Here is a 23,174-nt window from a genome sequence, read left to right as displayed (position 1 = left end):
AGTTGTTCTCCATGTTTGTTTGACCCTTTCGAGCCTTCCGTGCTGAAGCTGCTGACACCGAGATTTCCGTATCGGAAGTGACATGTCTGTCCCCAATTGCCCCATCGCTCATTCGCGCAATGCCTGATCCTTTATCTTCACAACCGGTTGCAGAATATAGTCCAGCACTGTTTTGCGACCCGACAGAATGTCGACTTCGGCGATCATTCCAGGTATGATTTCGACTGCTATGCCATTCCCATCAAGCATGGTGCTTTTGGTTCGAATCTCGACCACAAAGACCTCTTCGTCATTACGCTCAGATCGAGTGACCGTATCTGCTCCGATGCGGATGATTTCCCCATCCAACGCTCCGTATCGTGCAAAATCATAAGCCGTGATTTTGACCTTCACAGGCTGACCAGAATGCAGAAACGCAATGTCCTCGGGCTTTACATAGGCTTCAACCAGCAATGTGTCGTCCAGCGGCACGATTTCAACAAGGTCCTCTCCACTGCGGGCAAGACCGCCAATGGTAGAGCGATGAATCCGGTTTACAATGCCGCGTACCGGAGACCGAACCTGCGCCCTTGAGGCCCGGTCGCGCAAAGCGGGCAGGGCGGGTTGCAAGGCAGCCAGCTCGGCAGTGGCAAGCGCCAGGTCCGTCAGCGCGGCGCTGCGAAACCGGCTTCGCACCGCTTGAATTCGATCGTCGATTTCGTCCAAGCCCGTTTGCAATCTGTTGGTTACGGCTTCTGCCCGCACCTTGCGACCGCGCCATTCGGCTTCACTTCGTCGCAACGCAAGCAATGTTGTTGCAGGCTCCATTTGACGCTCGACCAGCGGCGCCATGATCGCCCTTTCTTCAGCCAGGACCAGCAAGGTTTCCTCTGCCGTCACTTGATCGACCAGGCCTTCCTCAAATTCTCGCTGTTTTTGCTGACGCTGACGCTCCAAGATGGCTATTTCTGCCTCCAACTCGGCCCGCCGGCCTTGGTACAGTGCAGTTTCAGATTGCACGACGGTAGGCGCGCCGTTGATCAGTTGAACATCGAAATCCAGTTGTGTCCCATCAATTTCGGACCGAAGGCGTTGGATGCGCGCCATCAGCCCGAACGCGCGTTGCTGTTCCTGACTGAGCTGACTGTCAATTTGGGTTGTTTCCAGTTCCATAAGCAGAGAACCTTTTTCGACCAGTTGGCCTTCGCGCACATGCAACGACTGCAATACGCCGGGCTCGGTGGCTTCGATCAGCTGGATGTCTCCGGAAGGCACGATCCGGCCGTCCACGCGCGTGACATCGTCCAGTTCAGTCAGGTGCGCCCACAATAGGGCGGCGATCAGGCAGAGCAAAATCACCAAAAGCAGCAAGGAACTCCGAACAGGAGAGCGTCCCTGCATCTCGCGCGCCAGGGTGGCCAGATCAGGATGCTGCGACATTCAGGTGCCTCCCTGTCCGGCGAACATGTTGCGTCAGCATGCTTTTGGGGCCATCCGCCGCGATTTTCCCGTGTTCAAGGATGATGACTCTGTCAACAAGCTCCAACAGGCTGGTTCTGTGTGTAATGACAACCATGGTGGACTCTACCGTGCATTCTTTCAGACGTTGGATAACCTGGGCTTCGGTTTTGACATCCATCGCGCTTGTTGGTTCATCCAGCAAGAGAACCGGCGGACGGCCTATGAGTGCCCTTGCCAGGGCAATGGCTTGACGCTGTCCGCCAGAGAGGCCTTCGCCGCGTTCCGCGAGTTGAAGATCGTAACCCCCGGGATGGTTGGCCACGAAATCCTCAACCCCGGCGGCGCGGCCTGCTTCGATCAGTTCGTGATCTTTTGGCCGGATTGCACCGCTTGCGATATTGTCCCGGACTGATCCGGAAAAGAGCCATATGTCCTGTAAGACGGATCCGATATTGCGGCGCAGATCGCCAGGATCGATCTGGCGGATATCAAGACCGTCGAACGTAACAGATCCAACACGCGGCGCGTACAATCCCAGCATCAGACGTGCGATGGTGCTTTTACCGCAGCCAATCTGACCAAGGATCGCCACTTTTTCACCCGGTTTGATCGTGAATGAAACGCCTTGCAGGGTATCTTCCCCTTGGTCAGGGTAGGAAAAATACACGTTGTTGAAGGCGATCGCTCCTTTGAAATGGGGCCGGTTCACCCATGTTCGGCCTAGTGGGCGTTCGCTTTCCGCCATCATCAGCGCGTTGAGATTTCGGTATGCACTTCGGGCTTGGTTAAGCCTTGTCAACGTCTGCGCTAACTGCCCCAAGGGTGCCAGGGCCCGCCCTGTCAGCATTACCGAGGCAACCAAAGCGCCCATGCTGGTCTGGCCGTCTGTGATCAGAAAAACACCATAAAATACGATCAACACCTGTGCCGCTTGTTGCGTAAAACCGGTCAGGTTGAGAGCAAATTGTGTAACGGCCCGGCTCTGAGCACCGTGCGAGGATTGTCGTTCTATCGCCTGCTCCCATCGGGAACGCATTTGCCGGCCCGCTGCTGTTGTCTTTATCGTTTCAAGGCCCGAGACGGCTTCTACGAGGACCGACTGTTTGGATTGCCCGTCGGACAGGCTCTTTTCTGCCATGCGCGACAGAAGCGGCTGTACGGCCAAACCTGTCAGCAGAACCACAGGCACGGCCAGAGCCGGGACCAATGCCAGTTGTCCGCCGACCAGGTAAATCACAAATACGAACAACCCGATGAACGGCAGATCCACGACGGCAACAAGCGTTGCGGATGTGAAGAACTCACGCAGGGTCTCGAACTCACGGATGGTACTGGTCATGGCGCCGGTGGAACCCGCGCGTGACTTCATCTGGATGTTCAGAACGTGGTCGAAAATTCGCCGCCCCATGAACAAGTCGGCTTTTTGCCCGGCCTTGTCGATAAACGCCGCTCGCAGCAATTTCAGCACGAAGTCAAATAGCAGCGCCAGAGCTACGCCCGCCGTCAAGGCAATAAGCGATTCGGTTGCCTCATTGGGCAACACGCGATCATAGACAACCATGATGAAAACTGAGGTCGACAAGCCAAGAAGGTTTGCCAGAGCCGCAGCGAGAGCAACCTGTATGTAGGTCCATCGATTGGCGGACAACGCCGCGCGAAACCAATGACCTCGGTTACCCGTGTGACCGGCGTCCAGTTCATCTGTATGATTTCGCCGAAACAAGACCGCGAAACCGGTGTATAAATTGGCCAGCTGTTCTTCTGAAACTTCGCCGATTCCTTCACCAAGTTCCGGGTCATAGATCAGCAAGGCACCGTTTTTTGCGCGGCCATGGTACACAACAGCCTTGTTTTCGGTCATCAGCAACAAGGCCGGGGCCAATGCTTCGTCAAAACTCGCGAAGCACCGCTCGCCATAGCCCGCCTGTAGACCAGTGTATTCCGCCACCGAGAGGATGTCACGAACAGTCAGATCCCCGTCCGAACCGGTCTGCGACGCCTGGATCGTTGCAAGGGTCAGAGGGCGTTCAAGCGTCGCTGCGATATTCAGAATGCAGGCTTCGTAGCATGTCAAACGGGCGCGGTCCTGCATTGATTTCAACGTGCTCATTTCACTTCGATCCAATTGCCAAGCGAAATTCCGAGCAAGCCCAGAATGTCTCCGGTAAGGCTCAGAGCCGCGTAGTTGGTCAGAAAATAACTCTGTTCGGCCAGAATCAGGCGTTCTTGCGCATTTACGTAATCGCGTTGAGCGTCCAGGATTTCGATCAGGCTGCGACGCCCGATCGAGAACTGTGCGCGGGATGCAGCAACACTGTCGGCATTGGCACTTGCCGCAATACGGGCCGCGCGCAGCCGTTCCGCGCCTGCTTTTTGATCGGATCGAATAAAGCCCAGCTCCCGCATGATTTCGCGAACCAATTGCTCTCGCGCGAACTCCGCTTCTTTCACCTTTGCTTCTGCGGCGGCGATGGCGGCGCGGCGTTGGCCGGTGCTGTCCAGCTCGTAGTTGAAAGAAAGATCCACGCCAAAATTTGCATCCCGAGTGTCATCCTGGTTGGCAAATGCGGCGACCCGAACGTTCGGTTTGCGCCGTGCCTGAGCGGCCGACCATTCGGCTTTGGCTGCCAGCAAGCTGGCATCCGCCCTACGGATCTGAGGGCTGTTCATCACGATCTGGGCATCACTTCTATTCAGCGGTGGGGCTGGTACAGGAGGGGGCAATGATCCGGGAAAAGTCCCGAACACTTCTCGAAACCGCGCTTCGGCCCGATCAGTTCGTGATCGCGCGTCAGCCAGTCTTGTGCGTGCATCTGCCATTCTGGACTGAGCGGCCAGAACATCTGCATTTGAACCGGCGCCGCCCGCTGTGCGGTCCGAAATCTGACGCACCAGTTCTTCATGAACCGAGACATTGTCGGCCGCGATGCGGAGTATTTTTCTTTGATCAATGACAAGCACATAGGTCTCGATGGCGGCCAGCGCCGTGGCCGATGCCGTCTGAATCTGATCGCCCCGTGTTTCCAGAACACGTGCCCGGGCTGCCGTCAGATCCCCCGAGGCAGCCCCACCGTCATAAACCAATTGTGAAATTCTCAGATAGGGTGAAACATCTGCAATATCAGATTCGACCCGTTCGGACCGTGCATTTATTCCCAACGAGATTTGCGGAAGAAAGGCGCCTTCCGCTGCATCTTGATTGGCTGATGCGATATCCATCCTGGTATTACTTTGCGCCAGTGTCGGGCTTGTCTCCACCGCCTGGCGCACGCGTTGCCCGAATGCACTACTGCTGAGCTTTGCCGATGGCTTTGCTGCCCCTGCACCGGTGGTCCCGGGTGCAAAGGACACTGCCACTGGAGTCAAATCAGGAGGGGGCGTGCAGGCGGACAACGCTATTGCAAGCAGAGCGAACGCAACCCAGGACAACACTGCTTTACAGGAACGCATGATGACCCTCCTGACTGCAATGGTCCATGGCTTCTTCTTTCTGTTGCGCCGCAACCAACGCGTCCAAGAACCCTGAAACACCGGTGGTCTGTTGTGTCAGAGAACTATCAGCTTCCCGATGTGCGCGAGCATGTGCATGTGTCAGCCAGATACTATGGGTCAGCGAAATCTGATGAGCGTGAATCAGTCGCAAACCCCCATTCGATGTAAGCAGTGACAAGTGCGCGCGGGGAATTTTCTCCAGGGCTTTCTGCGTGACGCCAAAATGCCCGCTCGGAAACTCAACCCCCTGAAAAGAGGTAAGCGGACCAAACAATCCCATGTCAGCAAGAACACGACACAGATGAGTTGTGTATTTCATCGACTCTTGCAGGGCGCGAAAAAAGGCTGCGACTTTTTTCAGTTCCGGCGCAAATTGCCCAGATGTGTCGAAGAATACCTCGTCCTCCGGATTGTCAGTGATAAGCCCCGCCGTTTCGTCGACAAGCAATTCGTCACTGCCGTCACCATCCGATTCAATCAGTCGTGGCCGAAACGGAGCACAGCGCAAGACGCATGGCACATAAGTCGCCAGCCATTTGCCATGTGCTGATACAAATGGCGTAGGCTGGTCTGGTTGCATGGACAAAACAGCCACTGGGTAAAAGCCGTGTTCAGATTTCCGAAAAGTGATTGGAAATGTGGCGGCGGCCTGAAGAATTTCTGCTTCGACCACAGGGCAATCTGCCATAGTCCCTGCGAAATCGAACGAGGTGAACCGCCGCCAGAACCGATGACCATGTCGTCCAAGACTGACCGGAGTTAAGCCATTCTGTGCCATAACTGCCTCATGATGTTGAATTACGTCTGTATGTGCGCCGGTCTGGATCAGGCCGTTGCCCCGGTCGGGTCGGTGTGCAGGATGTTATCTGCGGTCAGGCCGCTCAGATCGCTCAGGTCTTGGAACGTGGCCACGGTTTCAACGCTGGCATCGTTCGCCGCCTGGAAATCTACCTTGACCAAAACACTGTTTGTTCCGTCGGTTGCCATCACGTAAAGTTCATCGCCCGCCATGGCTCCGGCAAGACTCTCGACAGCGGCTTCGATTGTGCTGAGGTTGAGGTCTGTGAGTACCGTGCTGAGGCCGACAAATCCGGTGTTTGTGCCCAACGTGTCCCCGGTGGAAAGCAATTCGAACCCGGTGCCATCACCGCGGAGCGTATTGGTGTCCAGCCCGCGGAACATCAGTGCGTCAGTTACATCCGCAGCCGGGCCAATCGTAAAGCCAGTCACAATATCTGTACCATTGCTGGCCGGGTCCGCCTCGAAGACGACGATGTCTCGCCCTGCTGCAGAAACATCAATGGTATCGTCGCCGACACCGCCGCGCGTGATAGTGTCCGTATTCGTAGCGTTGAGCGTGTCATCACCATTGGTGCCAAACTGCACTGTCGTTGGCCCGCCATCAGACGTTTTGATCGTCAGTTCAATAGGCTGGCTGGAGTCCTGGATCGTCATCGTGAAAGTGACAAGCGGCTGAGAAAGATCTGTAAAGGTTGTCGCGGCCCCGGCAAAATTCGTCGCGCCCCCGGCGCCTGGGCTGGCCAAAAACAAATCGAAGGCGTTGTTTTCCGAAACCGATGCAGAGTTGAAGGTGACAACCGAAGGGTCAAATCCGAGCTCTGCCGTCAACGCCAGACCACCAGAGATATCGCGGTCGGCTTCGGCATAGATTGCGAACGTCACTGTAGATCCCGAGCGCCCAACTTCAGAAATCACATAGGCGGCGGGTTCGTGCGCAACGGCTTGCTCGGAAACCGGCAGCGGATCTGGTCTACCCGCAACTGTCGCCTGCGCGGAAAAGACAAGGTCATCACCTGCCTCTACTGCCGAAAAGTTGGACGCCGCGACAGCCAGCGACCAGGATCCGTCTGCGGCCACCGTTGCAGATCCGACCGAACTGCCGTTTAACGTGACATCCACCGACTGGCCGACTGACAATCCGGTCGATGACCCGCCGATAGTAATCCCGGAGGCCTTGGCATCGGCAAGACCAATCGAATTGTTGACCCCGACATCGTTCAACGTCAACAAGGGGCGAAAATCTGTGGAAAGTGAGCTGTTCGCCGCGGCCGAGCTGTTTCCGGCCAGATCGTCAACAGTGGCGGAAATGGAATAGCTCGTTCCGTCAGAGAGCATTCCAAGATCATTTGCTGGAACGGTAACTGCCCACGAGCCATTTGATGCGACGCCAGTATAGGTTTGCCCGCCGAATGTGACCGAAACGGTCTGGCCATCTTCAGCCGTGGTCGTGCCTGAGATTGCAAGATCCACGCCCCTTTCGGTCACGTCCAACACGGCACCCACGGGCAGACTGTTTATGGTTATTGAAGGTGCTGTGAAGTCAGTGGCAAAGCTTGTCGTGGTTTGATTGTGGTTTCCCGTCGCGTCCGAGATCGACGCATTGACATTGTAAGTTTCGTTGTCTTGCAGAGCAGACAAATCTGTCACGGTTGCCGTATAGGTCCAAGTGCCCCCGGTTACCGTTGCTGTTCCGGAAACGTCCGTAGTGCCGTCAGCGCGCGTGATTTCGACGGTAACAACTGTTCCGTCCGGCGCATCGGACGTTCCTGACACTGTCAGGTCGGTTCCTTGTTCAACGGCGTTCATGACGGCCCCGTCGGATACGGTTGAAATTCCGATCGTCGGTGGCGTGAAATCGGTGGTAAAGCTGTTGTTCGCTTGCAAGGCCGGATTCCCGGCAGCGTCCGAGACATCCGCGGTTACGGTGACGGTCGCCGCGTCAGAAAGACCTGCCAGATCCGAAGCAGGTACGGTTACGCTCCAATTGCCGCCAGAAACCGTTGCGCTATAGGACTGCCCGTTCAGACTGACAGTTACAATTTGTCCGTCTTCAGCTGTCGTACTGCCCGAGATGGAAAGATCCGTGGCCCGCTCGGATGCGTTCATGACAGCTCCGTCCGAGAAACTGTCGATGCTAAGCGTCGGCGCGGTCACATCCTTGGAAAATGTCACTGCGGCCTGCGGTGCCGTGACGCCACTGGCGTCGTCGACATCTGCGATAACAGAGAAGTTGCCTCCATCCGACAAGGACGCCAGATCCCCAGCTGGCACAGTCACGTTCCAGGCCCCGCCAGATACTGTGCCGGAATATGTTTGACCATCGAGGGTTACAGTAACTTGCTGACCATCCTCAACGTTTGACGTCAGCCCGCTGATGGTCAAGTCGGATCCGGCTTCGGCTGCGTTCAGTACGGACCCAACAGGAAGCGGTGATATAGAAATGGAAGGGCCGGTCAGGTCCACGGGAACCGATACAAGAAGCGGTACTGCCGGATTGCCCGACACGTCCTCGACGGCTACCAGAACAGATGCCGGCACTCCGGTGGTAAGACTGCTCAAATCGGAATTGGGGATCGTTACACTCCAGCTTCCGCCAGACGCGGTGCTTGTATGCACTTGTCCGTTGAACGTGACGATGATGGTCTGACCATCCTCTGCCGTGGTGGAACCGGTCAAGGCCAGGTCGCCGGCTACGTCGATCAGTTCTATCGAGCCGCCAGCCACGGGATCCAGAGAAACAGTTGGTGCAGTGAAATCAGTATCAAAGCTTCCGCTCGCCTGTGGTGCGGAATTTCCCGCCGCGTCGGCAACATCCGCGGTAACGTCAATCGTCGCGCCATCAGGAAGGCCCGAGAGGTCTGCCGCCGGGACAGTGACGCTCCAGTGTCCGTTGGATACCGTGCCAGAATAGTTTTGCCCGTTCGTTGAGACGGTAACGGTCTGCCCGTCTTCTGCATCGGTTGTTCCGGTGACCGTCAGATCCGTTGCCTGTTCGATCGAATTCAAAACAGCGCCATCGGAAAACCCGCTGATCGACAGGGTTGGAGGAATTGTATCAATATCGAACTTGACGGATTCGGTTGACAGTTCCGTGCCTGAATCGTCCAGGTGCCTGACTGTCACCGTAGAGACGCCTTGCGGAAGCGCATTGGCTTCGGCCGAAGTGAGAGAAACGCTCCAACTGCCGTCATCGTTGGGCGTTACGGTTTTGACAAGCGAACCTATCGTGACCTCGACTGTCGATGTTCCTTCGGGTGCGGCAGCATTGGTAAGGGCGCTGTTCAATGCCGTTGCCTGAAGTTCGGCCAGGTTCAGGCTGGTATAGCTCGGTTCCGGTTGGGGTTGGGGTTTAGGCTCTGGCGCGACAGGTTCCGGGGAATCGCCGCCGCCGCCGCCACCTCCGCCCACAGCGGCAGCTGCACCAGCCAGCCCGAGGCCGCCCAGTGCAGCCCCGGCGCCGCTGATTCCGCCAGCTGCTGCGCCAGCTTCAGCTGCGCTGAACTGGGCGATTTCAGCAACCGCCTCTTCTGTGATCATGATTGCGCCGCTGTCCAGGACCTGCACGTTTTCCGCCGCCACGATCATCGTCCGACTGTCAGCCATTTTCAGAAGAACATCGCCGTTTTTCAGCAACTTGGCGGAGCGCACACCCGGAATTGTCTCTGCAAACTGGAAGGCGTAAAGCTCTTCGATGGTTGCTTGTGACAAGGCAGGCAAGGCCATCAATGTGGACATGAGGCCGCCAGCCGCGCCGCGACCCGCCCAACGACCAAGCTTTCCCTTGATCCATTGTTGAACTTGAGATTTGCGATCTCCGTCCGTTGAGTCAGCCGCCGGACGATTGTTGGCCTCAGGTGCTTTGGTCATCTTGCCCTCGCATGTGGAGTCCGCGATCATCGCAACAGGAAAGGATGTGCTGTTTGGCGTTTTGCTCATCTGTCTTTCCCATTTGTTGCCGTTGCGATCGGACCTGAAAAAATTGAGTTAAACTGAAACCGAACTTCTCGTTTTCACCACAATTCTGCTTCGGTTTCGGTCTGCTCATCTGGTCATCTTGCCGTAACTGCCAGGGGTGGCGCAGGAGGTGATGGCTGTGATGCTTCAGTTCGAAAGTGTAGTGGCAACGGGGAGCACGGCGCTCGATTCAGGTATCGGCGATACGGCTTTAAAAACGCTTAACGGGAATACGTATCTCTACACGGTGACCGGCCCGGGTGGCGGTGTCGCGGTCTGGCGGCTGGCCGACGGTGCCCTGCCGCAGCTGGTTGATACCGAGTATTACAGCGGTTCGATCACCTTCCAGGTGGGGCGCAGTGCCACGCCAATAACGCTGGCGGGAACCGAGCAGATCGCGCTGGATATCAATACTGCCACGGGCCTGGTCGGGTATGACGTGAACGCGGACGGAACGATCGGTAACCTGAAGGAAACGGGTGTGCTCAACGGAGGCGGAGATATCTCGGCCATCATACAGTTTTCACTGGGGTCTTCGGATGTCCTTGCGATGGCGCATGAGGGTACTGGCAATATCGGAACCTATCATGTGAACGCGAACGGGACGCTCAGTCTTGCGGGTTTGATTGCCGGCACGTCGGATGCCATGCAGACGTTGCGGTCGGGTTCGGAACATTTTCTGATCTCAAGTGACGCGGCAACAAACTCTGTCTCGACATATCGCATCGATTCCGGCACCGGCACGTTAACCGAGATCAACAATGACTCGGCTCTCGGAACCCTAGGTGTTTCAACCCCAACAGATGTCGAGACCGTAGAGGCATACGGCAAATCCTGGGTCGTGGTGGCAGGGTCCGGCAGCAACTCTCTCAGTGTTCTTCAATTGAGCAGCGATGGAAGTTTAAAGGCGACGGACCATGTGCTTGATACGCTTCATACGCGGTTTGAATCGGTTCAGGATCTGGCGGTCATAGACGTGAACGGTCGGGTGTTTGTGGTTGCAGGCGGCGGCGATGATGGCCTGTCTCTGTTCACTCTGACACCCGAAGGTCAACTTGTTCATATGGACAGTTTCGCGGATACGCTGGCCAGTGGATTGCAGAATGTCGAATCGCTGGCGGTTGCACATTTGGGCGACGAGCTGCAAATTCTCGTGACATCACAACAGGATGCCGGGGTGAACGTCCTGACGGTCCCGGTCGATGATCTGGGGGTGGTGCGCAAGGGGTTCGGTACCGTGAACGGGAGCGCGTCGGACGATATCCTCAGCGGCGGTATTCTGGACACGACCCTTTTAGGAGGCGCCGGAGACGACATTCTCATCGCGGGGAAGGGTGCGACGACGATGTCAGGTGGTGCAGGGGCCGACATCTTCGTGATGCAGTCCGGTAGCGGTCTGACCACAATAACCGATTTTCAGGCGGGCCTGGATCGTCTGGATATGTTCGACTACCTGCTGTTGCGGTCGCCTCAGCAACTGACCTTTACCAGCACAGCAAACGGGGCTCAGATCGAATATCGCGGCGAGATCGTGCAGGTCCAATCCGCGTCGGGCGGCGCTTTGACAAGCACGGATATCTTTGGCGCAGGCTTCGCCGGACCGGATCACATCCCGGTAGATTTCGGGGACCTGGGCGGGCTGACACCGGGCAGCTCTGATGGATTGGTCGGGCAGATTACGGTGGACAGCCAGGTTGCGAATCCGGGGCTGACGGATGCGGAAATCCGGTTCACGCCGGACGGCGGGGGTACGGTATCCGCCACCGCAGATAGTCAGGGGCGGTTTGATCTGGAATTGCCCGATGGCACCTTTCCCGGAGTGCTGGACATCACCAAACACTATTCCACGGCAAGCGGGAAGATTGACGCGCTGGACGCTTTGCAAGTGTTGCGTATCTCGGTTGGTCTTGACCCGACATGGGGTCCAGCGACCGCGGAAAACCTGATAGCGGCAGACGTCAACAGGGATGGCACCGTGAACGCCCTGGATGCGCTTGCAATTTTGCAAGTCGCCGTCGGGCAGCCCACGGCCCATGACCCTGAATGGGTATTTCTGGATGAGAACGCGGACCTTTCCGGAATAACCAAGGACAATGTAACCTATCAGACGGGTGTCGATGTTGTGGCGGTGGATGGGGTCATCAACGTGGACATGACCTCCATCCTGTTGGGAAATCTCGAAGCGGCCTGAGTGCCGAAAGATATCTAGGCCAAAGCAAAGTTGTATCTTTTTTAGCGGTAAGGTGCGGATTGGCTTTTGCCGCCAAATCGACACGACCCAGCCTCAGCGCTCGGATGCCGCCCCATGACGCGGTGCTTTAGCTTTCGGCCCAAGTGTTGTCGCGCCGGCGGCTTCGTTATCTGTTCCATCCCTGTGCTTTCATTTGCAGATGGTCCAATAATTTCAATGAATTCTACCAGAATCGCAAGTTGCCTGCGATAATCGCCTGACCTTTGAAACCGATAAGCCGCTCAAATTGCTGGTCGGACAACATAGGTCTTGGCGTCGGTGGAGCAAATGTGACATAGCAGGCCGAGACTTCAACACAGAGATGAAAATTAGTAACAATGGAAATATTGGCGCTTTCCATTCCGGAAGTGAAACTGATCACCCCGAAGCGTTTTGGCGATCATCGCGGGTTCTTTGAGGAAACCTACAATGCCGACAGCTTTGCGGCACAAGGGATTCATACGCAATTCGTTCAGGACAATCATTCCCTTTCGAGCACGGTGAACACGGTGCGCGGATTGCATTTTCAGGCTCCGCCAAGAGCGCAGGCCAAGCTGGTGCGCTGCGGTCGTGGACGGCTGTTTGATGTCGCGGTCGATATCCGCAAAGGTTCGCCCACCTATGGTCACTGGGTCGGCGAAGAACTGAGTTTCGAGAACGGGCGGATGCTGTTGGTTCCTGCGGGGTTCGCGCATGGGTTCGTGACGTTGGAGCCGGAGACCGAGATCGTCTACAAGTGTTCTGATACCTACGCGCCGGAAACTGAAGGCGCGGTTCGTTGGGACGATCCCGAAATCGGCATTGAATGGCCACAGAGCAATTCAGAACCCCAGCTGTCCGAGAAAGATCGGATCGCACCACTTCTGCGCGAAATTGAATCTCCTTTCGTATTCGAGGACACACAATGAAAATTCTGGTTACGGGCGGGGCGGGCTTTATCGGGTCTGCCGTTATCCGTCGTGCGATTGCCGATGGGCATACGGTCGTCAATGTCGATGCCCTGACCTACGCGGCCTGTCTGGACAATGTTGCCTCTGTCGCGGATGCGCCGGGATACGTTTTTGAACATGCGGATATCCGGGATGCCGCCGCCATGTCGGCGATACTGGACAGACACCAGCCAGACGCGATCATGCATCTGGCCGCTGAAAGCCATGTTGACCGTTCGATCGATGGCCCAGCCGCGTTCATCGACACGAACCTGACCGGGACCTATGTATTGTTGGAAGCCGCACGCGCCTATTGGGTGGGTGCCGGCCGGCCCGAGCATTTTCGGTTTCACCATATATCAACCGACGAGGTCTTTGGGTCCTTGGGTAAAACCGGGTTTTTCACCGAAGACAGCCCATACCAGCCGAACTCACCCTATTCGGCCTCGAAAGCGGGATCGGATCATCTCGTGCGGGCGTGGCGTGAAACATACGGCCTGCCAGTGGTTCTTACCAATTGCTCTAACAACTACGGCCCTTACCAGTTTCCGGAAAAGCTGATCCCCGTTGTCATCCTCAGTGCGCTGGCGGGCAAACCGATCCCGATATACGGGAAAGGCGACAACATTCGCGACTGGCTGCATGTCGATGACCATGCCGAAGCCCTGTTGCTGGTGCTCGAAAAGGGTGAACTGGGCCGCAGCTACAATATCGGTGGCGAGAATGAGATGACCAATCTTGATCTTGTCAGAATGCTGTGTTCGATCCTGAATCGCCTCAAGCCGGGTGAAACGCCCTATGCGGATTTGATCACGTTCGTCGCTGACCGCCCGGGTCACGATCAGCGTTATGCCATCGATCCGACCCGGATTCGCACCGAACTGAACTGGCGTCCCTCCTACACGCCCGAAACCGGGCTGGAACAGACGGTTCAGTGGTATCTGGACAACAGTGCATGGCTGAACGCCTTGCAGGCCCGCAGTGGCGTGGGTGAGCGGCTGGGTGTTGCCAAATGAAGGCGCTGGTGTTCGGCCACGGGGGGCAGGTGGCGACCGAGTTGCGGCGTCGCGGACAGGCGCATGGTGTCTTGGTTGAAGCTCTGGATCGCGCCGCGGCGGACCTGTCTGACCCGTCGCAATGTGCAGACGCCATCCGGCATACGGATGCGGACGTGATCATCAATGCGGCCGCCTATACGGCGGTGGACCAGGCCGAAGAAGAAAGCGACCTGGCGCAACGGATCAACGGAGATTCACCCGGAGCAATGGCGCGTGCCGCCGCGGCCCGCAACCTGCCTTTTCTGCATATTTCCACGGATTACGTTTTTGACGGCTCTGGTCCGACCCCCTGGAACACCGATGACCCGACCGGGCCCTTGGGGGCCTATGGTCGAACCAAGCTGGACGGCGAACACCAGATCGCAGAGGCTGGCGGTCACTATGCCATTTTGCGCACAAGCTGGGTGTTTTCGGCACACGGAAAGAACTTTGCAAAGACCATTCTCCGACTGGCAGAGACTCGTGACAAGCTGACCATTGTCGCTGATCAGATCGGCGGGCCAACACCTGCTGCCGACATTGCCGAAACCTTGCTGAAAATGGCCAAGGCCGGCCTCGAAGCCAAAGGGGGGGTGTTTCACTATTCCGGTGCACCCGATGCCAGCTGGGCGGATTTCGCCCGTGAAATTGTTTATCAATCCGGCTTGTCGGTCGAAATCGAGGATATTCCAACCGAGGCTTACCCAACGCCGGCGCCCAGGCCGCTGAACTCACGTATGGACTGTTTGCGGCTGGAAAATGTGTTCGGAATCCAGAGACCCGACTGGAAAGCCGGACTGGCCGAGATATTGAGCGAGTTGAAGTCAGCGACCAGCTGAACCTTGAAAGGACAGATTATGCAGCGCAAAGGCATTATTCTTGCCGGTGGGTCCGGAACCCGGCTTTACCCGATCACCATGGCGATATCGAAGCAATTGCTGCCGATCTACGACAAGCCGATGATCTTTTACCCGCTGAGTGTTTTGATGCTGTCGCAGATCCGCGAAATCGCGATCATCACCACCCCCCAGGATCAGGATCAGTTTCAGCGCCTGTTGGGGGATGGCAGTCAATACGGATTGTCCTTGACATGGATTGTGCAACCGTCTCCTGAAGGTCTGGCGCAGGCTTATACACTGGCCGAGGATTTTCTGGACGGTGCCCCGTCTGCGTTGATTCTGGGTGACAACATCTTCTTCGGACATGGCCTTCCGGACCTGCTGCTCGAGGCGGATCAACTGAAGCGCGGCGGTACGGTTTTTGCGTACCGGGTCGCTGACCCAGAACGCTACGGAGTTGTGGATTTCGAAGGGAACAAAGCCCGCGCGATCGTCGAAAAACCCAAGGTGCCTCCGTCGAACTACGCGGTGACAGGTCTTTATTTTCTGGATGGCGACGCTCCGGCCCGCGCGCATGAGGTCAAACCGTCAGATCGCGGCGAGCTGGAAATCACGTCACTGCTGGAAATGTATCTGGACGAAGGTTTGCTGGATGTGCAGACTATGGGGCGCGGTTTTGCCTGGCTGGATACCGGCACGCACGGGTCTTTGCTGGATGCGGGAAACTTCGTGCGAACGATCACGGAACGTCAGGGTATGCAGACCGGCAGCCTGGATGAAATCGCCTGGGCGAATGGCTGGATCGACGACGAGGCTCTTGAGGCGCGTGCGCGACTGTTCGCCAAGTCCACGTATGGCACCTATCTGAAAGGTCTTTTGAGCTAGGCCGCGAACTGTATCATGGTTACGTGTTCAGGCGGAAATTTGCACGGGCGGTAAGCTGCTTCACGCTTTGTGATCAAGGTCTGAACGGGGCTGGTCGGACATTCCGGCCATGCCAAACGCCACGCAAGAAAGCCCATTGTTTGGCGCGTTTTCTCGTAGAAAACAACACAACCGGTGACAGCATTTGCAGAAGCGCCGATGCCAGGGCTCGACCAAAAGCCATCGGGACTTCATGCTTGCGGGCGACATAAACGCGTGATTGCCCCATATACCAGCCCTTCAGGCCAGCGATGGCTGGGCTTCCCGGCGAGGATTTGCCTCTGGCGTGGCGCATCTGAGCGTTGTGGACATAGTACAGTGGCCCGCAAACGGCTTTGAGCCGCAGGCTCAGATCATCGTCCTCATGATACAGAAAGATTTCGGGATCAAACCCGCCGACCTCTTCGAACGCTTCGCGGCGGACCAGGAACGCAGCGCCGACGAGGACCGGCAATTCAAAGTCGGAATCGGCTGTTTTCCTGGGCAGGGTTTCATTTCGGGGAATGATCACACTGTATCGCCTGAAACGAGGTGCCCCTTTCCGGTCCAGAATTGCAGGGTTGAAGGCTGACGCATCCGGATGATTGTCAGCCCCCTCTTGCAACGCGTCCAATGCTCCGGGCAGCAAGTGGGAATCCGGGTTCAGAAATAAAAGCAGGTCCGTTGTTGCCTTGGCGGCACCAAGGTTGCATGCGCGGCCAAACCCGATGTTGTCGCGGCTTTCGATCAGAGTTGCGCCATGTACCTCGGCCATTTGCCGAACCGCTTCAATATCATCCGAGCCATTGTCGACCAAAATTGTCGGCACGCCCTCTGGGATGGAATTCAGCATCTCCGGCAGCACGCCACTGCTGTTGTAACAAACGCTTATGATCGTAATCTGTGACAATCCTGCCTGCCGTATCTGTGGAATGGGCCTGATCGTTACTTCCTCTCAAACACAGTTAGGGTCAACCCCGGTTACAGTACGACGGAACCGGGCTGCTGCAGCGGTCCGTGATCTTGTGCGCTCCGCGACGACAATCTGAGAAATGATTGAAATGGTTCTGCCCCTATGAAGCGAAGGCGGGAAACCGATCATCAAGCGCGGCCGGATGGCGAAGCCGCGTCAGGGGATGCAATGCCTGTTTGATCGGAGTGGTAAGATTTACCTCTTTGGAAATTTTCGATTTCCGGTGGCCGTGGTGAATGAGCAGATTGTTGCCAGTCGTCGGGTTGAAACCAGTAAATCGCAACATGTCTTGAAGGTGATATCGAAATTCCGGCGCCAACCACTTGCCGGAATGAAGGCGTTGGCGGTTCTCAAAACGTTCTGCAAATGGTTGCGGACGCAAGCCTGTGCGCTCAACACCCTGCGCGCGTTCGCATGATCTCACAGTGCCAAAGCCGTGGTTTCCAGTGATATCGGTAAGCTGTTGAAAAGCGTATCAAGCATACCTCAACTGAAGTGCGGCGGGAGCTCACGAGGTTCAACCCGACGCCCACGCGGATGCCGCTTCTTTCGCAGAAAAGGCCACGAAATAAAACCCTGTCAAAACATGGTTCTTTGAAGAAGGTTGCGTGGCGCCCTTGGTGTGAATGATCCCCGGGTGAGTGGTCATTGCCGCTGGGGGAGTTTTGTGCAACAGTGTTCTCTGAGTTGAGCATAATTTGGGTACAACATCCAAAGCCTTAGGTATCGGTTTGGTATTGGGGATTGCAGAACCAGACCAAACTATATAGCAGCCGAATTGAAGCACGAAATAAGCATCACGGAAGAATTACAGTGAGCGATAGACATACTTACGAATACGACATTGACATGAACAGTGATGTAGCACCCGCACGCGTGCTGCGCATGGTAAAGCCCGGGTCCAAGGTGCTTGAGATCGGGGCCGGGCCAGGTTCGATCACGCGACATCTTTCCGGCACGTTGGAATGTGATGTTGTGGCGCTTGAGATCGACCCTTCGGCGATCGAAAAGCTAAAGCCGTTCGCACGTTCTGTGTACCCGATGGATCTCAACGATGCTTCGTGGAGTGACATAGTTCGCGAGAAAGACGGGGTATTCGACTACGTGATCGCAGCGGACGTTCTGGAACATGTTTACGACCCCTGGAGCGTACTTTCAGGCATGAAATCGCTGTTGAACGACACGGGATCGGTTGTTCTTTCGCTGCCGCATGTTGGCCATGCAGCCATTGCCGGTTGTCTTGTCGATGAAGATTTCGAATACCGTGACTGGGGCCTGCTGGATCGGACCCATGTCCGGTTTTTCGGCATCAAAAACGTTCAGCACCTGCTTAATTCGCAGGGTATGAGCATTGAACAAGCCGAATTTGTGGTTCGTACGCCAGAGATGACTGAGTTTTGTCAACGCTGGAGCCGTCTGCCACAGGATGTTCAGGCCGCGTTGCAGCGCAATCGCTATTCCCATGTCTTCCAGGTCGTAAGCAGATCGGTCCCCAAGGAACGCGCAGAGAATGACATCTACCTGATGGGCCTGCCCGTCGAACAACCCGATGAAGAGACCCGGCAGCATTGGACCAACATGATGGCAGGCCTGCCCCTGTCCGAAGAGATTGATTTGCAATCGACTATCGGGCCGGTGGACACGAGCAAGGCTTCCCGAGTCGAGCCCGGCCCACTGGCCAAGAAGAAAAAAAAATCGCTGGCGCGGCTGTTGGGGTTGAAGAAGTAATGTCCTCAAACACCACGGATCGTGAATTCGGCAACATCAGGACAATTGCCTTCTACCTTCCTCAGTTTCATCCGATCCCGGAAAACGATGAATGGTGGGGCAAAGGGTTCACCGAGTGGACAAATGTCGCAAAAGCCAAGCCGCTTTTCACCGGGCATTATCAGCCTCATCTTCCTACGGATCTGGGGTATTATGACCTGCGTGTCCGCGAAACGCGGCTTGAGCAGATCGAGATGGCCAAGGCCAGCGGAATTGATGGATTCTGCTACCACTATTACTGGTTTTCCGGGAAAAGACTTCTTGAGCGGCCCGTCGACGAAATGCTTGCGGATCCCGAAAGCGATATGCCGTTCTGTCTTTGCTGGGCGAATGAGAACTGGACGCGCCGCTGGGATGCGGCCGAGCACGAGATTCTCATTGAGCAGAAGTACAAGCCCGAGGATGATCTGGAGTTCATCAAGTCGATCGAGCCGTTTTTCCGGGATCCCCGCTACATAACAATAGATGGCGCTCCGATCCTGATTGTTTATCGGCCGCAGCATTTGAAGAACTCGCGCAAAACCGTGCAGGTCTGGCGTGACTATTGCGCGTCTGTCGGAATTCCGAAAATCCATCTGGCCTGTGCGCTTACGCACCGAAACTGGGACTATGCGTCATACGGGTTTGATTCCGGTGTGGAATTCCCGCCCCACGGCATCAACGTGCCCAACCTCTCGCCAGAAGTGGACTTGTTCGACGATTTCCAAGGCCATTGTGTTGATTTTTCTGCGATCGCAGAACAGTACCTGGGTCACAGCTATGGGCCTGAGAACAACGTTCATCGATCGGTTTTTCCGTCCTGGGACAACACGGCCCGGCGGAAGGAAAATGCCATGGTCGTTTTGAACGGAACGCCGGAAAACTATGAATACTGGCTTTCGCGGGCCTTGCACCAAACCGCTCAGGATTTCCCCGACCAGGAACGTTTCGTTTTTGTGAATGCATGGAATGAATGGGCTGAAGGATGTCACCTGGAACCGGATCGCGAGTACGGGCATGCGTTTTTGCACGCCACCAAGGCCGCTCTCCAAGGTTCGAAGCTGACCGACTGGACGCATGTGGGTGTCCCGGAAATTTCGCGCCGTGGCGAAACCACGGAAGGCATCGCGCATCCTGTTCCATATGGTGCCAACAAGCCGTTGGCCAAACGGGCCTTCCGTCTTTTGCGCGATACGGTCAGCGGTCGGTTGCTGAAACAATGGCTGTCCGCGGCCCGCACAAAATAGAAAACCACGCCGGATTGAGTTGCATGAAAGTCCCAAGTACTTGTCATGCAACTCAGTCTCGTGCTTTGCGTGAAAAAAAGGGTTTTCTTTGTCATAGTCGGCACGACGCGCCTTAGTACGAGAAACTGCATGTCCATCAAAGATACCCTGCTTTACTATTTGCTGACCGCTGCGTCGAAACTCAGCCCACCTTTGTCGCCACGTACGGCAAGGCGGTTCAGAAATTCAGCCAAGAAAAGAGACCCCAAACGGGGTTGGGACAAACCGGGGCAATCCAACAGGCAGGGTTTTGAAGCCATCGGTCAGGCTGAAGAGTTCAAACCCTTCGACCCGCCTGCGAAAGCTGAACCCGCAGTACGGGCAATTGCGCATTACCTGCCGCAATTTCATCCCTTCAAAGAGAATGATGAATGGTGGGGCAAAGGCTTTACCGAATGGTCCAATGTCGGAAAGGCCGTCCCGAATTATCCGGGCCATTACCAACCTCATTGTCCGATTCATCTGGGTTACTACGACTTGCGATTGCCCGAGGTCATGGTCGAGCAGGCGCGGATCGCGAAATCTTACGGGATAGGAGGGTTCTCCTATTACTACTACTGGTTCGGTGGAAAGACCTTGATGGAGCACCCGCTCGAACAAATGTTGGGCAATCCGGAAGTCGACATGCCGTTTTGCCTGACATGGGCAAACGAAAACTGGACGCGCCGCTGGGACGGGCGGGCGCACGACGTTCTTATCGCGCAGAACCATTCGATCGAGGATTCCCTGAACCTTCTGCGTCACATACGCAAATATTTTGATGATCCGCGTTATATTCGGATAGATGGGAAACCGGTTTTCATCGTTTACCGAGCGAACATCATACCGAATATCGAGGAAACGACCGCAGCATGGCGAAAAGAGGCACAAAGCTGGGGCGAGCCGGACCTGTATCTCATAGCTGCCCAGACTTTTGATATCGGCGATCCTGAGAAACTGGGTTTTGACGCTGCTATGGAGTTCCCTCCGCATCAGGTAAAGCGCACCGACATCACGGATGAGATGGGGATCTACAATCCAGAGTTCACGGGTGCCGTTCTGGATTACCAGGCCGTGGTCGAGGCAGAGCTTCAAAAGCCGGAACCCCGGTACAAGCTGTTTCGGTCCTCCACGCTCTCGTGGGACAATACCGCGCGCAATCAGGATGCCCCTCGGATTATGGGACGGTTCACAATCAATGCCTACAAGCGCTGGACGGAACATTTGTGTCGCCAGGTTCTTGCGCAGGAAAAATACAGTGCGGACGAAAAAATCGTTTTCATAAACGCGTGGAACGAGTGGGCAGAGGGGACGCATCTGGAACCTGACCGAAGATATGGCTTTGCCTATCTTCAGGCGACGTATGACGCGTTACCCAAGAAATCTGAAAGTCAGATCAACACGTGATGTTTCGGACCTTTCAAGTTTCGAGGACCTAACTGTTGACGCCTCCGATATTCTGACGACACGTGTTGCCAGCGGGTCAGCCTCAATTCTGGTCGACCCTACGATGCTGTTCCGTATCGTTCGCTCTGACGGTGCGACTTGCGATTTGGTCGAACATCCATTGTACGGCTTCGTCGCCGTCGGACCGGATATGCCGATAAAGGCGAAGTTCGATCGGAGGCACATCAACCGGCAGCCTCAACATGCGCAGCCCCATTTCACGCGCGCTGCATTCGGTCAGCGTGGCAACCATATCTGTCTTGTGCAGAATATCCCGGATGTTCAGATAACTTTGCATCTGAAGCCCGAGTTTGCGCCGTGCGCCCAGTTTGCGCAGGACGATGTCGACCGGGCTCGCCCCCTGAGGCCGTGAGGAAACATGCAGATGTGTCAGCTGAAGATAACGCTCCAGCGTCAATGGGCCCGAACCCAGCGGGTGGCCGGGTCGCATGGCACAGACATAGCGGTCCTTCATGATGGTCCGGCTGATCAGATCCGAACTGTCCGGCATCGGAATGTCCGACGTGATGTCGATCGTGCCCTGCTGTAACGCCTTGCGCGTATCCCGGCGGGGAATGCGCACGAGGCTGAGTTCGACCTGGGGTGCCGTGCATTGAAACCCGGACAAAAGCCCGGGCAGGATGATGAGGCTGTGAAGGTCGACCAAACTGACCCGGAACAGCCGTTTGCTGGTAAACGGGTCGAACCGTTCACCCTGCGCCGATGCGGCTTGCAACTGGTGAAGAGCGGCTGAGACCCTGTCCGAAATGCTCTCTGCCAGCGCCGTGGGCTGCATCCCCGTGCCGGTCTTCACGAAAAGCGGGTCGTTCAGTGTCTTGCGCAACCGGGTCAGGGCGTTGCTGACGGCCGGTTGCGTGATCGACAGGCGTTCGGCAACGCGGGTCAGATTTCGTTCGGTATAGATGGCGTCAAAAATAACAAAAAGGTTCAGGTCGATCTTGTTGAGCTTGGTCGTCATGTCATTCACCAGAATTATGCTGATGATCATGCAAGTAAATTTCACAAATGTCATTGAGGGCGGTAAGCTGAATGGTATCCCGGCGGAATACGGAGTTTCATGCATGACCTCATCCGGCCTCGAACTCGATACCGAGCGGCTTTCGACATATTTGGGGCGCCATATCCAAGGTTTCGCCGGCCCATTGTCCTATCGGAAGTTTTCGGGCGGGCAGTCGAACCCAACCTATCTGCTGAAGGCCGGTGGTTCGAAATACGTGCTGCGCCGCAAACCGCCAGGTGACCTGCTGCCTTCGGCCCATGCCGTGGATCGGGAATATCGTGTTCTCAGGGCACTTCATGGCACTGCGGTTCCGGTCGCCAAACCTTACGTGCTGTGTGAGGACACGGATGTCATCGGTTCCATGTTCTATGTCATGAGCTTCCAGGAGGGCCGGATTTTCTGGAACCCGGCGCTGCCCGAGTTGGAGGTGGCCGACCATCATCCGGTGTTCGATGAAATGATCCGGGTTCTGGCCGCGCTGCATTCGGTTGACACAGGCGCCGTCGGCCTGTCGGACTTCGGCAAGCCGGGAAACTATTTCCAACGCCAGTACAGCCGCTGGACCAAACAGTATCGGGCCGCAGAAACAAGTAATCTTCCCGAGATGGAACAGCTTATGGGCTGGCTGTCCCGCAACCTGCCCGATGGTGACGGTTCGGTCAGTCTGATCCACGGTGACTTTCGCATAGACAATTTTATCTTCGCTTCGGATGCCCCGCAGATCACCGCGGTTCTGGATTGGGAACTGTCGACGCTGGGTCACCCGATGGCTGATCTGGGCTATTTCTGTGTGTGTCTCAGATTGCCGCCCACCGGTCTGATCCGGGGGCTGCAAGGGCTGGATCGCGCTGCTTTGAACATCCCTTCCGAAGCTGAGATGATCGAGCGGTATTGTTCGCTGCGTGACCTGCCAGAGATTGAAAACTGGACCTTCTATCTGGCGTTTTCCTTTTTCCGGATGGCTGCGATTGCACAGGGTGTTTACAGCCGTGCGCTGGCGGGAAACGCATCGAACGAGAACGCAATGGCGTTCAAGGGGCTGGTGGCCCCTCTGGCGCAAATGGCGCTCGACGAAATCGCTGCTGCAACGCACTGAAG

General features: G+C 56.1%; 17 protein-coding genes. 10 read left to right on the top strand and 7 right to left on the bottom strand.

Annotated features, from left to right (window positions below):
- Window positions 1–108 precede the first annotated feature (108 nt).
- Genes GS611_RS13215 through GS611_RS13195 form a run of 5 tightly spaced genes read right to left on the bottom strand, consistent with a single transcriptional unit; the run spans window position 109 to window position 9,669 of the window.
- Complete coding sequence (locus GS611_RS13215) at window positions 109–1,419, bottom strand: HlyD family type I secretion periplasmic adaptor subunit (protein WP_171636357.1); 1,311 nt, start codon at window positions 1,417–1,419, stop codon at window positions 109–111.
- Window positions 1,403–3,550, bottom strand: coding sequence for a type I secretion system permease/ATPase (locus tag GS611_RS13210; protein ID WP_253285043.1), 2,148 nt, complete (start codon window positions 3,548–3,550; stop codon window positions 1,403–1,405). Before GS611_RS13210 ends, GS611_RS13215 begins: the two co-directional genes overlap by 17 nt.
- Window positions 3,547–4,890 carry a TolC family protein gene (locus GS611_RS13205; RefSeq protein ID WP_171636355.1) on the bottom strand — a complete coding sequence of 448 codons (1,344 nt, stop codon included), beginning with the start codon at window positions 4,888–4,890 and terminating at the stop codon, window positions 3,547–3,549. Before GS611_RS13205 ends, GS611_RS13210 begins: the two co-directional genes overlap by 4 nt.
- A complete protein-coding gene (locus GS611_RS13200; RefSeq protein ID WP_171636354.1) occupies window positions 4,877–5,710 on the bottom strand; it encodes a SapC family protein in 834 nt (277 codons plus the stop codon). The genes GS611_RS13205 and GS611_RS13200 overlap by 14 nt, the downstream gene beginning before the upstream one ends.
- Window positions 5,711–5,757: 47 nt before the next feature.
- Window positions 5,758–9,669 carry an Ig-like domain-containing protein gene (locus GS611_RS13195; protein ID WP_253285038.1) on the bottom strand — a complete coding sequence of 1,304 codons (3,912 nt, stop codon included), beginning with the start codon at window positions 9,667–9,669 and terminating at the stop codon, window positions 5,758–5,760.
- 151 nt (window positions 9,670–9,820) lie between these two features.
- Between GS611_RS13195 and GS611_RS13190 the strand changes: the two genes are divergently transcribed.
- The 5 genes from GS611_RS13190 to rfbA all read left to right on the top strand — a co-directional run bounded on the left by GS611_RS13190 (window position 9,821) and on the right by rfbA (window position 15,607).
- On the top strand, window positions 9,821–11,878 hold the full coding sequence (locus GS611_RS13190) for a dockerin type I domain-containing protein (protein ID WP_216598281.1): 2,058 nt from the start codon (window positions 9,821–9,823) through the stop codon (window positions 11,876–11,878).
- 377 nt (window positions 11,879–12,255) lie between these two features.
- Window positions 12,256–12,825, top strand: coding sequence for a dTDP-4-dehydrorhamnose 3,5-epimerase (gene rfbC, locus GS611_RS13185; protein WP_171636353.1), 570 nt, complete (start codon window positions 12,256–12,258; stop codon window positions 12,823–12,825).
- Window positions 12,822–13,862, top strand: coding sequence for a dTDP-glucose 4,6-dehydratase (rfbB, locus tag GS611_RS13180; protein ID WP_171636351.1), 1,041 nt, complete (start codon window positions 12,822–12,824; stop codon window positions 13,860–13,862). The genes rfbC and rfbB overlap by 4 nt, the downstream gene beginning before the upstream one ends.
- Window positions 13,859–14,722: a dTDP-4-dehydrorhamnose reductase gene (gene rfbD, locus GS611_RS13175; RefSeq protein WP_171636349.1), complete on the top strand. Its 864-nt coding sequence runs from the start codon at window positions 13,859–13,861 to the stop codon at window positions 14,720–14,722. Before rfbB ends, rfbD begins: the two co-directional genes overlap by 4 nt.
- Window positions 14,723–14,740: 18 nt before the next feature.
- On the top strand, window positions 14,741–15,607 hold the full coding sequence (gene rfbA / locus GS611_RS13170) for a glucose-1-phosphate thymidylyltransferase RfbA (protein WP_171636347.1): 867 nt from the start codon (window positions 14,741–14,743) through the stop codon (window positions 15,605–15,607).
- 73 nt (window positions 15,608–15,680) lie between these two features.
- On the opposite strand, the gene GS611_RS13165 is transcribed toward rfbA, so the two are convergent.
- Window positions 15,681–16,535, bottom strand: a complete 855-nt coding sequence (locus tag GS611_RS13165) for a glycosyltransferase family 2 protein (protein ID WP_171636345.1) — start codon at window positions 16,533–16,535, stop codon at window positions 15,681–15,683.
- A 205-nt stretch (window positions 16,536–16,740) separates the two neighbouring features.
- Here GS611_RS13165 and GS611_RS13160 point away from each other — a divergent pair, with 205 nt between their 5' ends.
- The 4 genes from GS611_RS13160 to GS611_RS13145 all read left to right on the top strand — a co-directional run bounded on the left by GS611_RS13160 (window position 16,741) and on the right by GS611_RS13145 (window position 21,016).
- Window positions 16,741–17,016 carry a hypothetical protein gene (locus tag GS611_RS13160; RefSeq protein ID WP_171636343.1) on the top strand — a complete coding sequence of 92 codons (276 nt, stop codon included), beginning with the start codon at window positions 16,741–16,743 and terminating at the stop codon, window positions 17,014–17,016.
- Between the two features lie 395 nt (window positions 17,017–17,411).
- Complete coding sequence (locus GS611_RS13155; protein ID WP_171636341.1) at window positions 17,412–18,326, top strand: class I SAM-dependent methyltransferase; 915 nt, start codon at window positions 17,412–17,414, stop codon at window positions 18,324–18,326.
- A complete protein-coding gene (locus tag GS611_RS13150) occupies window positions 18,326–19,591 on the top strand; it encodes a glycoside hydrolase family 99-like domain-containing protein (protein WP_171636339.1) in 1,266 nt (421 codons plus the stop codon). The genes GS611_RS13155 and GS611_RS13150 overlap by 1 nt, the downstream gene beginning before the upstream one ends.
- 129 nt (window positions 19,592–19,720) lie before the next feature.
- Entirely contained in the window at window positions 19,721–21,016 is a 1,296-nt protein-coding gene (locus GS611_RS13145; protein ID WP_216598280.1) for a glycoside hydrolase family 99-like domain-containing protein, read from the top strand.
- A gap of 82 nt (window positions 21,017–21,098) precedes the next feature.
- Here the strand turns inward: GS611_RS13145 and GS611_RS13140 are convergent, their stop codons facing one another.
- Window positions 21,099–22,064, bottom strand: a complete 966-nt coding sequence (locus GS611_RS13140; protein WP_171636335.1) for a LysR family transcriptional regulator — start codon at window positions 22,062–22,064, stop codon at window positions 21,099–21,101.
- Between GS611_RS13140 and GS611_RS13135 the strand changes: the two genes are divergently transcribed.
- A complete protein-coding gene (locus tag GS611_RS13135) occupies window positions 22,057–23,172 on the top strand; it encodes a phosphotransferase family protein (RefSeq protein ID WP_253285037.1) in 1,116 nt (371 codons plus the stop codon). The genes GS611_RS13140 and GS611_RS13135 overlap by 8 nt on opposite strands.
- Window positions 23,173–23,174: the final 2 nt, after the last annotated feature.

Source organism: Ruegeria sp. HKCCD6119 (assembly GCF_013110585.1).
Classification (GTDB): Bacteria; Pseudomonadota; Alphaproteobacteria; order Rhodobacterales; family Rhodobacteraceae; genus Ruegeria.
The sequence above is the reverse complement of the archived record's forward strand: the minus strand, read 5'-3'. Positions and strand labels throughout refer to the sequence as shown.

What these genes read in the sequence shown, in the direction of transcription:
- rfbD (WP_171636349.1), top strand. Translation starts at nt 13,859, where the DNA reads ATGAAGGCGCTGGTGTTCGGCCACGGGGGGCAGGTGGCGACCGAGTTG.
- GS611_RS13215 (WP_171636357.1), bottom strand. Translation starts at nt 1,419, where the DNA reads ATGTCGCAGCATCCTGATCTGGCCACCCTGGCGCGCGAGATGCAGGGA.
- GS611_RS13190 (WP_216598281.1), top strand. Translation starts at nt 9,821, where the DNA reads ATGGCTGTGATGCTTCAGTTCGAAAGTGTAGTGGCAACGGGGAGCACG.
- GS611_RS13160 (WP_171636343.1), top strand. Translation starts at nt 16,741, where the DNA reads ATGGCGAAGCCGCGTCAGGGGATGCAATGCCTGTTTGATCGGAGTGGT.
- GS611_RS13140 (WP_171636335.1), bottom strand. Translation starts at nt 22,064, where the DNA reads ATGATCATCAGCATAATTCTGGTGAATGACATGACGACCAAGCTCAAC.
- rfbA (WP_171636347.1), top strand. Translation starts at nt 14,741, where the DNA reads ATGCAGCGCAAAGGCATTATTCTTGCCGGTGGGTCCGGAACCCGGCTT.
- GS611_RS13145 (WP_216598280.1), top strand. Translation starts at nt 19,721, where the DNA reads ATGTCCATCAAAGATACCCTGCTTTACTATTTGCTGACCGCTGCGTCG.
- GS611_RS13200 (WP_171636354.1), bottom strand. Translation starts at nt 5,710, where the DNA reads ATGGCACAGAATGGCTTAACTCCGGTCAGTCTTGGACGACATGGTCAT.
- GS611_RS13150 (WP_171636339.1), top strand. Translation starts at nt 18,326, where the DNA reads ATGTCCTCAAACACCACGGATCGTGAATTCGGCAACATCAGGACAATT.
- rfbB (WP_171636351.1), top strand. Translation starts at nt 12,822, where the DNA reads ATGAAAATTCTGGTTACGGGCGGGGCGGGCTTTATCGGGTCTGCCGTT.
- GS611_RS13135 (WP_253285037.1), top strand. Translation starts at nt 22,057, where the DNA reads ATGATCATGCAAGTAAATTTCACAAATGTCATTGAGGGCGGTAAGCTG.
- GS611_RS13205 (WP_171636355.1), bottom strand. Translation starts at nt 4,890, where the DNA reads ATGCGTTCCTGTAAAGCAGTGTTGTCCTGGGTTGCGTTCGCTCTGCTT.
- rfbC (WP_171636353.1), top strand. Translation starts at nt 12,256, where the DNA reads ATGGAAATATTGGCGCTTTCCATTCCGGAAGTGAAACTGATCACCCCG.
- GS611_RS13195 (WP_253285038.1), bottom strand. Translation starts at nt 9,669, where the DNA reads ATGAGCAAAACGCCAAACAGCACATCCTTTCCTGTTGCGATGATCGCG.
- GS611_RS13210 (WP_253285043.1), bottom strand. Translation starts at nt 3,550, where the DNA reads ATGAGCACGTTGAAATCAATGCAGGACCGCGCCCGTTTGACATGCTAC.